Source organism: Pseudomonas sp. SYWMCR5 (assembly GCF_057197165.1).
Genome location: NZ_JBXUNH010000001.1, coordinates 1,153,639 through 1,168,265, shown reverse-complemented (window position 1 = coordinate 1,168,265; position 14,627 = coordinate 1,153,639). Strand labels below are relative to the sequence as shown.

At 65.2% G+C, this 14,627-nt stretch carries 10 protein-coding genes; 8 read left to right on the top strand and 2 right to left on the bottom strand.

Annotation, left to right across the window (positions count from 1 at the left end; translation table 11 throughout):
- The first annotated feature begins 42 nt into the window (after positions 1–42).
- The 7 genes from AC2CGW_RS05395 (at position 43) to AC2CGW_RS05365 (ending at position 9,917) form a co-directional block, all read left to right on the top strand.
- Positions 43–546 (top strand): RNA polymerase sigma factor, encoded by a 504-nt coding sequence (locus AC2CGW_RS05395; protein WP_186668387.1) that lies wholly within the window; start codon positions 43–45, stop codon positions 544–546.
- A gap of 68 nt (positions 547–614) precedes the next feature.
- A complete protein-coding gene (locus AC2CGW_RS05390) occupies positions 615–1,604 on the top strand; it encodes a FecR family protein (protein ID WP_426351793.1) in 990 nt (329 codons plus the stop codon).
- Between the two features lie 342 nt (positions 1,605–1,946).
- Complete coding sequence (locus tag AC2CGW_RS05385; protein WP_484573691.1) at positions 1,947–4,610, top strand: TonB-dependent receptor; 2,664 nt, start codon at positions 1,947–1,949, stop codon at positions 4,608–4,610.
- 78 nt (positions 4,611–4,688) lie between these two features.
- Positions 4,689–5,306: a heme acquisition protein HasA gene (locus AC2CGW_RS05380; RefSeq protein WP_484573636.1), complete on the top strand. Its 618-nt coding sequence runs from the start codon at positions 4,689–4,691 to the stop codon at positions 5,304–5,306.
- Between the two features lie 162 nt (positions 5,307–5,468).
- Positions 5,469–7,232 (top strand): type I secretion system permease/ATPase, encoded by a 1,764-nt coding sequence (locus AC2CGW_RS05375; RefSeq protein WP_186710386.1) that lies wholly within the window; start codon positions 5,469–5,471, stop codon positions 7,230–7,232.
- Between the two features lie 2 nt (positions 7,233–7,234).
- Positions 7,235–8,584, top strand: a complete 1,350-nt coding sequence (locus tag AC2CGW_RS05370; protein ID WP_484573635.1) for an HlyD family type I secretion periplasmic adaptor subunit — start codon at positions 7,235–7,237, stop codon at positions 8,582–8,584.
- A gap of 4 nt (positions 8,585–8,588) precedes the next feature.
- A complete protein-coding gene (locus tag AC2CGW_RS05365) occupies positions 8,589–9,917 on the top strand; it encodes a TolC family outer membrane protein (protein ID WP_484573634.1) in 1,329 nt (442 codons plus the stop codon).
- A 49-nt stretch (positions 9,918–9,966) separates the two neighbouring features.
- Here AC2CGW_RS05365 and AC2CGW_RS05360 read toward each other — a convergent pair whose 3' ends face one another.
- Both AC2CGW_RS05360 and AC2CGW_RS05355 read right to left on the bottom strand, forming a co-directional pair.
- On the bottom strand, positions 9,967–11,484 hold the full coding sequence (locus tag AC2CGW_RS05360) for a nucleobase:cation symporter-2 family protein (RefSeq protein WP_186668378.1): 1,518 nt from the start codon (positions 11,482–11,484) through the stop codon (positions 9,967–9,969).
- Between the two features lie 260 nt (positions 11,485–11,744).
- Complete coding sequence (locus tag AC2CGW_RS05355) at positions 11,745–12,119, bottom strand: PilZ domain-containing protein (protein WP_186710400.1); 375 nt, start codon at positions 12,117–12,119, stop codon at positions 11,745–11,747.
- 434 nt (positions 12,120–12,553) lie between these two features.
- On the opposite strand from AC2CGW_RS05355, the gene AC2CGW_RS05350 reads away from it, so the two are divergent.
- A complete protein-coding gene (locus tag AC2CGW_RS05350; RefSeq protein ID WP_065864062.1) occupies positions 12,554–14,620 on the top strand; it encodes a carbon starvation CstA family protein in 2,067 nt (688 codons plus the stop codon).
- Positions 14,621–14,627 lie beyond the last annotated feature (7 nt).

Below are 14,627 nucleotides of genomic sequence, written 5' to 3'. Positions count from 1 at the left end.
GAGTAGCATTCCGCCACCTTGCGACCACCAGCTGGAGTGTGTGTGGCGGAGTCCGATCTCAAGCGCTTGTTCATCAAGCATGCGAAAACCCTGCAGGGGCTGCTGACGCGCAAGGTGCGTGATCCGCAGCTGGCTGCCGACCTGGTGCAGGAAAGTTTCCTGCGCCTGGCCGAGCAGCAGCGCCAGGAAACCATCGACAACACGCCGGGCTACCTGTACCGCACGGCGCACAACCTGATGATCGATCACCTGCGCCAGCAGCAGCGGCGCAAGACCGACCTGGTGCCCCACGAGGCCCTCGAAGGCATCGTCGAAGAGCGCCCGGGGCTTGAGGAGCAGGCTGCCCGCGAGCAGCACCTGCGCCGCGTGCAAGCCATGCTCGAAGCGCTGCCCGAGCGCACCCAGCAGGTCTTTCGTCTCAACCGCCTCGAAGGCATGACCCATGCCGAGGTCGCCCGCCACCTGGGGATTTCCGACAGCTCCGTGCAGAAGCATCTGGCCAAGGCCCTGGCCTATGTGATGCAGTGCCTGCAGGACGGCGGATGACCAACGGTTTACTGACAATTGCCCCTTCAGACGTCAGCCCAGACATAACCAGATCGCGAGAGAACCGTGTGAGCAGCGAGAACCAGCCCGAGCAAGCAATTCGCGAGCAGGCCGCCGAGTGGGTGGTGCGTGAGAGTGCCGGCCCTCTGAGCGACCAGCAGCAGCGGGCGCTGGCGCAGTGGTGCGCCGCCGATCCGCGGCATGTGCAGGCCTATGAGTTTGCCCGGGCAACCTGGGCCGATCTGGGCGCCTTGAGCGAGCTGGCGTTGCCGGTGCGTCGTGGGTTGCCGCCGACGCTTGCGCGGCCAGTGCGCCGTCGTTCGCGCTGGCGTCGGGCGATGACGGGCGTGGCGGCCATGCTGGTGGTGGCGTTCGGTGTGGCGCAGGCGCCGCAACTGCTGCTGGACTGGCGAGCCGACTATGTCACTGGCGCGGGCGAAGTGCGGCGGGTGACGCTGCCCGATGGCAGCCTGGTCGATCTGGACAGCCGCAGCGCCATTGCCCTGGCCTTCGACCATGGCGAGCGACGTGTGCGCTTGCTGGCGGGCGAGGCGGTGTTCAGTGCGGCGCCGGTGACGGAGCGCGAGCGGCGGCCGTTCGTGGTCGAATATGCCGGAGCGACCACCCGCGCGCTGGGCACACGCTTCGTGGTCGGGCAGGCGGGCGAGGGTGGCTGGGTCGGGATGCTCGAGCATCGCGTTGCCGTCGACTTGCTGAGCCCGCCACAGCGGGGGCGCGCCGACCAGGTAGTGGAGCAGGGGCAGAGCGTGCGCTATGACCAGGCCGCTGGTGTGCGGCCCTGGCCGGAGCAGAACCTGCAACGGGCCACCGACTGGGAGCGCGGGGTGCTGGTGTTCGAGCGCCAGCCGCTGGCCGAGGTGGTGGCGCGGCTCAACCGCTATCGCCCGGGCAGGTTGATGGTGGTGGATTCGCAGCTCGCGCAGCGCGAGGTGAGCGGGGTGTTTCGCCTTGATCAGCTGGCGGCGGTTGGCGGGGTGCTGAGCGATGAACTGCAGGCGCGGCGGGTCGAGCTGCCTGGGTTGACCTTGATCTACTGACCTTTGCTCGGTGGTGTTCTTTTCGCGGGCAAGCCCGCTCCTACAGGTACTCCACTGATTTCTGTAGGAGCGGGCTTGCCCGCGAAAAGGACACCGCGGTTTCTGACCCCGGCGATGCCGGTGATCTCAGCCCCTTCCAACCCCCTCGCAAAATCTTTTTTCATTTTCCCTTACTGACTTTTCCACCCCTGCGCGTCTGATTGTTGAGATTGATTTTCATTACTAGAAAACGCCAACAACAGACGAGCCTTCGCAGTGACCACGCCACGACAACAGACCCTTCGACCTTTCGGTCGCCTCGCCCTGGCCAGCAGCCTGGTCCTGGGCGCCTGTGCCTTGCCGATGGGGATCGGCATGTCCCACGCCGCGCCAGCGGCCAACGCCGCCAGCCGCCAACTGATCCAGTTCGACATCCCGGCCCAGGCGCTCGACAGCGCCGTGCTGGCCTACGCCGAACAGTCGGGTGTGCAGGTGTTCTTCGACAGCCGCAAGCTGGCCGGGCTGAACAGTGCAGGCCTGCAGGGCGCGCATGCCGCCGAAGATGGCCTGCGCCAACTGCTGCAAGGCACGCCGGTACGCTATCGCTTCAGCGCAGCTGGCCAAGTGGGGCTGGAGCGGGTGGAATCGGGCGACCAGGCGCTGGAATTGGGTGCGACCCACGTCGAGTCCACCCGTGACGGCGACTGGGTCTACATGACCCCGCGCTCGGTCAGCGTCGTCACCCGCAAGCAGATCGACCAGCGCCCTCCGCGCCACGCCGCCGACATGCTCGAGCAGACCGCCGGCGTGTACACCGCGGTCAACCAGCGCGACCCCGGGCTGTCGGTGAACATCCGCGGCGTGCAGGACTACGGCCGGGTCAACATGAACATCGATGGCATGCGCCAGAACTTCAGCGTCAATGGCCATCAGCAGCGCAACGGCGTGATGTTCATCGACCCCGAGTTCGTGCAGAACGTCGAGATCGACAAAGGCACCTCCGCTGGGATGGGCGGCGCCGGGGTGATCGGCGGGATCGCCAGCTTCGGCACCATCGATGCCCGCGACTTGCTCGCGCCGGGCAAGGAGGTCGGCGGTCGCCTGCGCGCCGGGCATGGCATCGGCGCGCTGGGCAACGGCACCTACTTCAATGGCAGCGCGCTGTTCGCCGTGGGCAATGAAGTCGGCGACATTCTGGTCGGCCACAGTGAGCGGCATTTCGGCGATTACCGCAGCGGCACGCAAAACGCCGGCAACCTCGGCACCCAGATGCGCGGCAAGCTCGAAGACCGCCAGGCCTGGAAGAGCTGGCTCAACGGCGAGGTCGGCGGGATGGACAGCGTGACCCGCTCGCAGATCTTCAAGCTCGGCCTGAACCTGCCCGACGAGCAACGCCTGCAGTTCAGCTACTTCGAGACCGACACCGACAGCAAGGACGCCTGGACCGTCAAGGATTCCGGCAGCCATGACTACTACTACCGCGTCACCGGCACCAACGACATCAACGCCAGGAACGCGGCCCTGGACTACAGCTTCAACCCCAACGAGCTGATCGACTTCAAGGCCAAGCTCTACTACGTCACCACCCGCCAGGATCGCTGGAACGCCAACAACGCTTCGTCCGAGAACAGCGGCAACCGCGTCGAGGACTACACCGACCGCTACCAGACCGACACCTGGGGTCTGCAACTGCAGAACACCTCGCGCTGGCACCTGTTCCAGGCCGACAGCCTGACCTTCAACTACGGCAGCGAGGCGTTCCAGGACACCTTCCGCCCCAGCACCAACCGCATCGCCGCGGTCAACGAAACCGAGTCGCTGCCTTACGTGCAGGGCGCCAACCCCAAGGGCAAGCGGGTCATGGCCAGCCTGTTCGGCAACCTCAGCTACGAGCATGACGACTGGCTGGTGGTCGATGCCGGCCTGCGCTATGACCGCTATCGCCTGACCGGCAAGACCGGGGTCACCACCTGGATGTACCCCGAGGGCGTCACCGAGACCAACCTGCGCCGTCAACGCACCGACCTGTTGTTCGAGGAAGACCGCGAAGAAGGCCGTTTCTCGCCGACCTTCGGCGTCGCCGTGAAACCGGGCCTGGACTGGCTGCAGGTCTACACCCGCTGGGGCCGTGGCTGGCGTCCGCCGGCGGTGACCGAGGCGTACATGAGCGGCCGCCCGCATGGCGGTGGTAACGAGATGGTCTACCCGAACCCCTTCCTCAAGGCTGAGGAGTCGCACAACTGGGAGTTGGGGCTGAACATCTTCAAGGAGTCGCTGCTGCGCAGTGGCGACCGCTTCGCAGCCAAGATCGCCTACTTCGATACGCGCATCGACAACTTCTCGTTTCTCGACACCAACGCCAGCCTGCCTGGCTCCAGCGTATCGGGCATCGCCCTGGGCCGCTCGGTGTACCAGAACAACCTCGAGACCACGCAGTTTCGTGGTGTGGAATACAGCCTCGACTATGACGCCGGTGACTACTACGGCCAGCTCAGCTACACCCACATGATCGGCAGCAACGACTTCTGCTCCGACCAGTTCTACCTGGGCGGCGCCCAACAGCTGGTCAGCGCCGGAACCGTGCTGCGCCCGGTGCGGGTCGGCAGCCGCATCATCATGCTGCCGGTACGGGTCTCGCGGGCCGAGGCCAATGCCACGGAAAACAACCGCGTCAGCTGCGGCGACATCATGGGCAACGCGTCCTACATGCCGGCCGACCGCGGCTCGCTGACCCTGGGCATGCGCTTTCTCGACAAGACCCTGGATGTCGGCATGCGCCTGCGCTACAGCGAAGGCAACGGCAAGAACCTCGACACCCACGGCTACAGCCAGATCGACCAGGCCATGTGGCCCAAATACAAAGTCTATGACCTGTACGCCAGCTATTGGATGACCCCCAGCCTGAACCTGGCGCTGTCGTTGGAGAACGCCACCGACGAGGCCTATTTCGTGGCCATGGGCGACGTCAACAACCTGTCCCTGGCCCGCGGCCGGACCTTGAGCGGCATGCTCGAATACCGATTCTGAAACACCTGGGTTCGCCCACTCCGGGCAACACGAGGGCAAGACGCCTTCGTCTCAACCAAGCAGCACAGAGGAACCGTCATGACTATTTCCGTCACCTACGATCCAGCGTTCGGCAGCGCCACCGTCGACGACTACCTGGCCTTCTGGAGCGCAGGTTTCGTCACCGCCGGTCACGGCTACAGCAACACCGGCGGCTTCAGCAATGGCAGCCGTGATGGCGACCAGTACGCCACCCATGGCGCCAATGGTTCGGACTACGCCTTCATCGCCGATTCCGACACCGCCAACGGCCTGCACTACGTCTTCGATCCGCTCAAGGCGCCGGGCGACAACCAGAACCACTACCTGTGGGGTTCGCTGGACAACGTCAGCCTCGGCGAGGTCCTCGGCGGTGGCGGTGGCAGCGACTTCAGCCTGAGCAACTACGTGGTCAGCTTCAACGGCCTGGACCTGGATGCCGCGCTGGGCGCTGGCCGTGCCGGCAACGAAGTACAGAGCGTGATCTACGGCCTGATGCAGGGCAACACCTCGGCGCTGGAAGGCGTACTGGACACCCTGCTGGCCAGCTACGGCGTGTCGACCGACAGCACCTTCGACGCCATCGCCGCGGCACTCGGTGGCGGGGCGTCGAGCTTCGCTGCAGCCGAGGCAGTGGGTGTTCAGACGTTGCCTGAGGACCTGGCCCTGGCGGCCTGAGGCCGGGCATGAAAAAGGCCAATGGCAGATCGCTCTGTCATTGGCCGTGTTGCCTGCACCCTGGCCCATGTCTTGTCGGGCCCGGGCCGGGGTGCTGCGAAATTCTGCGAGGTGGCGGCTGCCGGGTCAATGGCGGCGCCGCCTCGTCCTTCGAGGTCATCGATGAGTACACCGCGCAACGCCGCTGCCGATGAACTGTGGCAGACCCTCAAGTCCTGCCGTGGCGGGCTGGGCAACATCGCCCTGTTCACCGCCGTGGCCAACGTGCTGATGCTGGCGCCGGCGCTGTACATGCTGCAGGTCTACGACCGGGTGCTGTCGTCGGGCAACGAGATGACCTTGCTGATGCTCAGCCTGATGGTGCTGGGCCTGTTTGCGTTTCTGGGTGTGCTGGAGTGGCTGCGCAGCCTGGTGGTGATTCGCCTGGGTACGCGCATGGACCTGCAGCTCAACCCGAGGGTGTTCGACGCCGCGTTCCAGGCCAGCCTCGACGGCCACAAGGGCAGTGCCCAGCAGGCCCTGGGCGACCTGACCCAGTTGCGCCAGTTCGCCACCGGGCAAGCGCTGTTCGCGTTCTTCGATGCCCCTTGGTTTCCGCTGTATCTGCTGGTGATCTTTCTGTTCAGCCCATGGCTGGGCTTGCTGGCAGTGGTTGGCGCGCTGCTGCTGGCCGGACTGGCCTGGCTCAACGAGCGCCTGACCCAAGGCGAGTTCATCGAAGCCGGGCGGTTGTCGCAGCAGGCGATGCAGCAGGCTTCGGGCAACCTGGGCAATGCCGAGGCGATCGCCGCCATGGGCATGCTCGGCGCTGTGCGCCAGCGCTGGAGCCTGCTGCACCATGGCTTTCTGGCCCGGCAGAACCTGGGCAGCGAGCGCAGCGCGGCAATCACTGCGGTGTCCAAGAGCGTGCGCCTGGCGTTGCAGTCGCTGGTGCTGGGGCTGGGGGCGTGGCTGGCGCTGGAGCACCTGATCAGCCCGGGGATGATGATTGCCGGCTCCATCCTCATGGCCCGGGTGCTGGCGCCGATCGATCAGTTGATCGGTGTATGGCGCCAATGGGGTTCGGCGCGCCAGAGTGCCGAGCGGCTTGGGTTGCTGCTGCGCCGTTATCCGCCTCTGCCCAGCGGGATGCCGCTGCCAGCGCCACAGGGGCGGTTGCGGGTCGAGCAGTTGAATGCGCGGGTGCCAGGTGGGCAGCGTCCTTGTCTGAGCGGCATCGGGTTCGAGCTGGCCGCCGGTGAGTCGCTGGGGCTGATTGGCGCTTCCGGCTCCGGCAAATCGACCTTGGCCCGCTTGCTGGTAGGCGCTGCCAATCCGGAGTCGGGCAAGGTCTGCCTGGACGGCGCTGCATTGGCGCAGTGGCAGCCTGAGGCGTTGGGCGCGCACATCGGCTACCTGCCGCAAGACGTGCAACTGTTCGCTGGCAGCATTGCCGACAACATCGCCCGGCTTGGTGCGGTGGACGCCTCGGAAGTGGTCGCGGCCGCGCAGTTGGCCGGGGTACACGAGCTGATCCTGCAACTGCCGCAGGGTTATGACACGCAATTGGGCGAGGGCGGCGCGGGGCTGTCTGGTGGGCAGCGTCAGCGCATCGGCCTGGCCCGGGCACTGTACCGGCTGCCGGCGCTGGTGGTGCTCGACGAACCCAACGCCAACCTCGACGAAGCTGGCGAGCGCGCCTTGCTGGCAGCGCTCGCCGAGCTCAAGGCGCGGGGGCGGACACTGGTGATGATCAGCCACAAGTCGAGCCTGCTGCTGGGGCTGGACAAGCTGTTGGTGCTGCACGGCGGAGTGATGCAGCAGTTCGGCCCAACCACGCGGGTGCTGCAAGCCGCCACCCGGCCTGCGCCCCCCAGCGCCCCGCCACCTGCCGCGGTGCGTACCGGCGTGACTTACAGCTTCAACCAGGGTGGTCAGAGATCGTGAACATGAGTGTGCACCCGTTGTTTCCCCCCGCGCCCGGCCCTGCTGCGACGGGCAATATCCACCCCCTGCGTGACGACGCCCGCGGCCCGGCGAAGGCCGGACGCTGGCTGGTGCTGGCCGGTTTTGGTGGCTTCCTGTCATGGGCGGCGCTGGCGCCGTTGGACAAGGGCGTGCCGGTCAGTGGCAACGTGGTGGTGGCCGGCAGTCGGCAGGCGGTGCAGCACCCCACGGGCGGGGTGATTGGTCAGCTTTCGGTGCGCGACGGCGATCAGGTGCAGGCAGGCCAGGTGCTGCTCAGCCTCGACCCGACCCAAGCCCAGGCCCAGCAGGGTTCGTTGCGGGTGCAGTACGTGAATGCGCGGGCCATGGAGGCGCGGCTGCTGGCTGAGCGCGATTCGGCGCAGAGCGTGACCTTTCCGGCCGATCTGCTCGCCGAAGCCGCCACCCCCTGGGTGGCGACTGCGCTGGAAACGCAAAGACAACTGCGCACCAGCCGGGCCCAGGCGCTGAGCCTGGAACTGGCGGGCTTGAACGAAAGCATCGCCGGTGCCGAAGCGTCGCTCAGCGGCCTGCAAGGTTCGATGAGCAGCAAGCAGGCCCAGCGCGAGGCGCTCGACGAGCAGTTGCGCGGCCTGCGCGAGTTGGCCCGTGACGGCTACATCCCGCGTAACCGCCTGCTCGACAGCGAGCGCCTGCTGGCGCAGGTCAATGGCTCGATTGCCGAAGACCTCGGCAACATCGGCCGCACCCGGCGCCAGGTACAGGAGTTGAAGCTGCGTGCCAGCCAGCGTCGCCAGGAGTTCCAGAACGAGGTACGCCAGCAGTTGAGCGAGTCCCAGGCCAGCGCCGAGGACCTGGGCAATCGCCTGCGCAGCGCCGAGTTCGACCTGGCCCACACCCAGGTGCGCGCGCCGGTCGCCGGTACCGTGGTGGGCTTGAGTGTGTTCACCAACGGCGGGGTGATCGCGCGCGGTCAGCAGTTGATGGAAATCGTCCCTAGCGATGCGCCGTTGCTGGTCGATGCTCGGGCGCCAGTGGAGCTGGTCGATCGCTTGCGACCGGGCTTGCCGGTGGAATTGCTGTTCGTCGCTTTCAACCAGAGCACCACGCCACGGGTGGCGGGGGAGGTGAGCCTGGTCTCGGCGGATCGCCTGCTCGATGAAAAGACCCAGCAGCCGTATTACCAGGTGCGCATCAAGGTCAGCGAGGATGGCGCGCGGCAGCTTGCTGGGCTGGACATTCGCCCCGGTATGCCGGTGGAAGCTTTCGTGCGCAGTGGTGAGCGATCGCTGCTGAGCTACCTGTTCAAGCCGCTGGCCGACCGGGTGCACATCGCCCTGAGCGAGGAGTGAGCCGATGCGCCTGTTGTTGCCCATCCTGTTGTTGGGCCTGGTTTTGCCAGCGCATGCCCTGGACTTGAGCGATGCCTACGCCCTGGCCCTGCGTAATGATCCGACCTTGCACGCGGCCATCGCCGAGCGCGATGCCGGCGTCGAGAACCTCGCCATCGGCCGCGCCGGGCTGTTGCCGAATCTCTCCTATCGCTACAACCGTGCACGCAACGACTCGGAGGTGACCCAGCGCAGTCAGTTCGGTGACGTGACCAGCCAGCGTGACTACCGCAGCTACACCTCGACCCTGACTCTGCAGCAGCCGTTGTTCGACTACGCAGTGTGGAGCGACTATCGCCGTGGCGTGGCCCAGGCCGCGATGGCCAACGAGCGCCTGCGCGGTCGCAGCCAGGAACTGATGGTGAGGGTGTTCTCCGCCTACAGCGAAGCGCTGTTCGCCGACGAGCAGATCGCCCTGGCCCAGGCCCAGCGGCGTACCTTTGCCGAGCAACTGCAGCTCAACGAGCGCTTGCTCAGGAATGGCGAAGGCACCCGCACCGATGTGCTGGAGACGCGCGCCCGCTACGAATTGGCCCAGGCTCAGGAGATCGAGGCCGGCGACAATCTCGACGCGGCCTTGCGCAGCTTGCAGGCGATCACCGGTGAGGCGGTCGGCGCCGAAGACCTTGCGCCGATGTTGCCGTCGCGCTCGGTGCAGCCGCTGGTGCCAGCGCGTTTCGAGCCCTGGCGCGACCTGGCCTTGGCGCATAACGCCGAGCTGGCCAGCCAGCGGCATGCGCTGGACGTCGCAGCCCAAGGGGTGGAGCGTCAACGTGCCGGGCACCTGCCGAGCCTGAGTGCCTACGTCAGCAAGGGGATTTCCAGTTCGAGCTCGGAGAGTACCTACAACCAGCGCTACGACACCGACAGCGTCGGCATCCAACTGAGCGTGCCGTTGTTTGCCGGTGGTGGTGTGTCGGCGCGGGTGCGCCAGGCGCAGGCCGAGCGCGATGGCTTGCAGTTCCAGGTCGATGCGCAGGTCAGCGACACGCTCAATCAGTTGCGTCGCCAGTTCAACTTGTGCGCGAGCAGCACCGCGAAGATCCGCGCCTACGAGATGGCGGTGAATGCGGCCAGTGCGTTGGTCGAGGCGACTCGGCGCAGCGTGCAGGGGGGAGAGCGGGTCAACCTCGATGTGCTCGATGCCGAGCAGCAGCTGTACGGGGCGCGGCGTGATCTGGCCCAGGCCCGGCATGAGTACCTGCGGGCCTGGGTGCAGTTGCGCTACTTGGCGGGGGTATTGGATGCCAAGGATGTGGAGGTATTGAACGGGTACTTCGTGGCGCGCGGTTGAAGGCGGTGTCGCTTGATGGCTGCACCGCTTCTACGGGCTTTGCATCCTGTCAGTGCTCCGCCACCGCCTTGCGTCTGAGCACCTGTTCGCCGTGTTCATCGATGTCCATCACCGGCACTTCGTTGCCATCGGCATCGAACAGCTTGCCATCCTTGAAGTAGTCGCCATCGCGCAGCACCGAGATGTCCGAATACTGGATGGTGCGCTCGTACCCGGCGGCGAATACCGACTGCTGGTCCGAGTTGCCGGCGGTGAAGTGGTTGAAGATCAGGTTCAGCAGGATCGCCATGATCGCCGCCGAGCTGATGCCCGAGTGGAAGATGGTTTCGAACCAGCTGGGGAACTGGTGGTAGAAGTTCGGAGCGGCGATGGGGATCATGCCGAAGCCCAGCGATGCGGCCACGATGATCAGGTTGACGTTGTTCTTGTAGTTCACCTTCGACAGGGTGCGGATGCCGCTCGCCGCCACGGTGCCGAACAGCACGATGCCTGCACCGCCCAGCACCGGGGTGGGGACTGCGGCAATGATCCGGCCCATGATCGGCAGCAGCCCGAGCACCACCAGGATCACCCCGCCGGTGGCGACCACGTAGCGACTCTTCACCCCGGTCACGGCCACCAGGCCGACGTTCTGGGCGAACGCGCTCTGGGTGAAGGAGCCGAAGATCGGCGCCAGGATGCTCGACGCCATGTCGGCGCGCAGGCCGTCGCCCAGGCGCTTGGAGTCGACCTTGGTGTCGATGATCTCACCGACCGCGAGGATATCCGCCGAGGTCTCCACCAAGGTCACCATGATCACGATGCACATCGACAGGATCGCCGCGATGTGGAACGTCGGCATGCCGAAGTGGAATGGCGTGGGGAAGGCGAACATCGGGCCTTCGCCGACCTTGCTGAAATCGGCCATGCCCAGTGCCCAGGCGATCAGGGTGCCGGCGACCATGGCCAGGAGGATCGACAGGCGCGAGATGCTGGCGCTGCCCAGCTTGCTCAGCAGCAGGACGATGGCGAAGGTCAGCGCCGCCAGGCCGATGTTGGCCATGCTGCCGAACTCCGGCGAAGCGCTGTTGCCGCCCATCACCCAGCGTGCGGCCACCGGCATCAGGGTCAGGCCGATGGTGGTGATGACGATGCCGGTGACCAGCGGCGGGAAGAACTTGGTGATTCGCGAGAACACCGGAGTGATCAGAAAGCCGATCAGCGATGCCGCCATGACTGCGCCCAGCACCGCCGGCAGGCCTCCGCCGCCCTGGCTGCCGAGAATCGCCCCCATGGTGGCCACGCCAGCGAACGACACGCCCTGTACCAGTGGCAACTGGCAGCCGAAGAAGGGTAGCCCGAGGGTTTGCAACAAGGTGGCCAGTCCGCCAGCAAACAACGAAGCGGCAATCAGCAGGCCGATCTCCGCCGGGGCCAGGCCGGCGGCCTGACCCAGGATCAGTGGCACGGCGACGATCCCTCCGTACATGGTCAGGACATGCTGCAGGCCATAAGCCAGGTTGGCACCAAGCCCGAGGTTTTCGTCCTCGGGACGCTTGGCAGGAGACGTGCTGGTGGACGTAGTCATTGGAGCAGGCTCTCTGTTTATTGTTGTGCCGATACTGTAGACAGCTCCGACAGAATATTGCTAGATCAATTGTATACAATATTTTGATCTGGGCAGCCGCAGACCCGGCAGGACGGTGTTCCTGACCGCAATGCAGATAGCGTTCCAATATGGGGAGGGCGGTTTAGAAGGGTGTGTACAAAAAGCTTGGCAGCCTGTGAAAAGCTGTCTAGATGGGCAGGAAATAGGGGTGGGTCATTTTCTTAGCAGGCTAAAAGATTTCAATCTTCGATAAGTTCGCGCAGCTCGCGCATCATTTCGGTGCTGTCGGCCAGGTTCAGTTCCACAAGACGGTGCAGATGGGTCATCGAATCGACGTCGATATAGAGGCAGACGAAACCCAGGCGAGTGGGTTCTTCGTGGCGCAGTTCCACCTGCATGCGGACCTTGACCTCTTTGTCGAGGTGGATGAGCGCATCGAAATCCTGGGTCAGGTCGGCGTCCCAGGGCTCCGGCCGCTCGACCAGCAGGCCCTTGAGCGACAGGTCGAGCAGTTTCACCGGCCAGCGCTGCTCGCCTTGGCACAGTTCGGTGGGGGCGTCGAAGTCGATGCGCTGGAAACGCCTGCGCTCGTCAGTTCCGGAAGGATGGGTCATGGCGGATCCTCGTCAGTTGATCTGACTATAGACCAGCCACGCCCGTTGCGGCCTGGCCGCGACTGATGCGATTCAGCCTGTGCCAGGGCGGGCGCTGGGCTGCTCCGCCTGCTGGGGGGGCGCGGGGGTGATCAGTGGCTCCTTGCGAACCTGCAGCGCGACCAGAATCCCTGCTGCCAACAGCACAAGCAAGCCGATTTGTATGGCCCGGATACGGTTCTTCATTAGGGCATCCCTGCCTCGATCAGCGATGCCGAAATGATCGAGCGGTCTGGGCTGCAGCACAACTGGCAGAAATATCAGGTCGCTTTTCGCACCCTGCCCGCGCCGCTCTAGGGCGGCGCGGGCAGGGTGCAATTCAATATGGTAAAGCTGGCGAGCAGGCCCTAGACTCAGTGAGCTGTCTATTCCAACCACTTAGCTGGAAGCATGCCATGAATAACAATAACAGCCTGCTACGTCACATCCCGTGGCTGGCGCTGGCAGTCATAGGAGCCTGTGCGCTGGGTGTGGTCGCCCTGCGTCGCGGTGAAGCCATCAACGCCTTGTGGATCGTGGTCGCGGCTGTGGCCATCTACCTGGTCGCCTACCGCTACTACAGTCTGTTCATCGCCACCAAGGTGATGCAACTCGATCCGCGCCGGGCCACCCCGGCGGTACTCAACAACGATGGCCTGGACTACGTCCCGACCAACAAGCACATCCTCTTCGGTCACCATTTCGCCGCCATCGCTGGCGCCGGCCCGCTGGTCGGCCCGGTGCTCGCCGCGCAGATGGGCTACCTGCCCGGTACGCTCTGGCTGATTGCCGGCGTGGTACTGGCAGGGGCCGTGCAGGACTTCATGGTCCTGTTCCTCTCCACCCGCCGTAACGGCCGTTCGCTGGGCGACATGGTGCGCGAGGAAATGGGCCGCATTCCGGGCACCATCGCCCTGTTCGGCTGCTTCCTGATCATGATCATCATCCTCGCGGTGCTGGCGCTGATCGTGGTCAAGGCCTTGGCCGAGAGCCCGTGGGGCATGTTCACGGTGATGGCGACCATCCCGATCGCCATGTTCATGGGCATCTACATGCGCTTCATCCGCCCGGGCCGTATTGGCGAGATTTCGCTGATCGGCGTGGTGCTGCTGCTGGCATCGATCTGGCTGGGCGGCGTGATCGCGGCGGATCCTGTGTGGGGTCCGGCGTTCACCTTTACCGGCGTGCAGATCACCTGGATGCTGGTCGGCTATGGCTTCGTCGCCGCCGTGCTGCCGGTGTGGCTGGTGCTGGCACCGCGTGACTATCTCTCGACCTTCCTCAAGATCGGCACCATCATCGGCCTGGCCATCGGTATCCTGATCATCGCGCCGGAGCTGAAAATGCCGGCCCTGACCCAGTTCACCGACGGTACCGGCCCTGTGTGGAAGGGCACCCTGTTCCCGTTCCTGTTCATCACCATCGCCTGCGGCGCAGTGTCCGGCTTCCATGCCCTGATCAGCTCGGGCACCACGCCCAAGCTGCTGGACAATGAAACCAACGCCCGCTACATCGGCTACGGCGGCATGCTGATGGAGTCGTTCGTCGCCATCATGGCCATGGTCGCCGCCTCGGTCATCGAGCCGGGCGTGTACTTCGCCATGAACAGCCCGGCCGCAGTGGTCGGTGCCGACGTCGTGTCGGTGGCGCAGACCGTCAGCAGTTGGGGCTTCACCATCACCCCCGAGCAGCTCGAGGCCACCGCCCGTGACATCGGCGAGCACACCATCCTGGCGCGTGCCGGTGGTGCACCGACGCTGGCGGTGGGGATCGCGCAGATCCTCCACCAGGTATTGCCGGGTGAGAACACCATGGCCTTCTGGTACCACTTCGCGATCCTGTTCGAGGCGCTGTTCATCCTGACTGCCGTGGATGCCGGTACCCGTGCCGGGCGCTTCATGCTGCAGGACCTGCTGGGCAGCTTCGTGCCAGCGCTCAAGCGCACCGAGTCGTGGACCGCCAACCTGATCGGCACCGCCGGTTGCGTGGCGCTGTGGGGCTACCTGCTGTACCAGGGCGTGATCGACCCGCTGGGCGGTATCAACACCCTGTGGCCGCTGTTCGGTATCTCCAACCAGATGCTGGCCGGTATCGCGCTGATGCTCGGCACCGTGGTATTGATCAAGATGAAGCGCGAGCGCTATATCTGGGTCACCTTGCTGCCAGCGCTGTGGCTGCTGATCTGCACCACCACCGCAGGCCTGATCAAGCTGTTCGACCCGAACCCGGCAGTCGGCTTCCTGGCCCTGGCCAAGAAGTACAGCACCGCGCTGGATGCCGGTCAGGTCCTGGCACCGGCCAAGGACATCGGCCAGATGCAGCACGTGATCTTCAACGCCTACACCAACGCCGGGCTCACCGTGCTGTTCCTGGTGGTGGTGTTCAGCGTACTGTTCTTCGCCATCAAGGTCGGTATCGCCGCCTTGGGGCGCAAGGAGCGCAGCGACAAGGAAACCCCATTCCAGGCCCTGCCTGACGCTTGAGAGGATT

Excerpts from the sequence above, each read along its gene's own strand:
- AC2CGW_RS05365 (WP_484573634.1), top strand. The coding sequence starts at position 8,589 with ATGCGCCTGTTGTTGCCCATCCTGTTGTTGGGCCTGGTTTTGCCAGCG.
- AC2CGW_RS05355 (WP_186710400.1), bottom strand. The coding sequence starts at position 12,119 with ATGACCCATCCTTCCGGAACTGACGAGCGCAGGCGTTTCCAGCGCATC.
- AC2CGW_RS05375 (WP_186710386.1), top strand. The coding sequence starts at position 5,469 with ATGAGTACACCGCGCAACGCCGCTGCCGATGAACTGTGGCAGACCCTC.
- AC2CGW_RS05380 (WP_484573636.1), top strand. The coding sequence starts at position 4,689 with ATGACTATTTCCGTCACCTACGATCCAGCGTTCGGCAGCGCCACCGTC.
- AC2CGW_RS05360 (WP_186668378.1), bottom strand. The coding sequence starts at position 11,484 with ATGACTACGTCCACCAGCACGTCTCCTGCCAAGCGTCCCGAGGACGAA.
- AC2CGW_RS05350 (WP_065864062.1), top strand. The coding sequence starts at position 12,554 with ATGAATAACAATAACAGCCTGCTACGTCACATCCCGTGGCTGGCGCTG.
- AC2CGW_RS05370 (WP_484573635.1), top strand. The coding sequence starts at position 7,235 with ATGAGTGTGCACCCGTTGTTTCCCCCCGCGCCCGGCCCTGCTGCGACG.
- AC2CGW_RS05385 (WP_484573691.1), top strand. The coding sequence starts at position 1,947 with ATGGGGATCGGCATGTCCCACGCCGCGCCAGCGGCCAACGCCGCCAGC.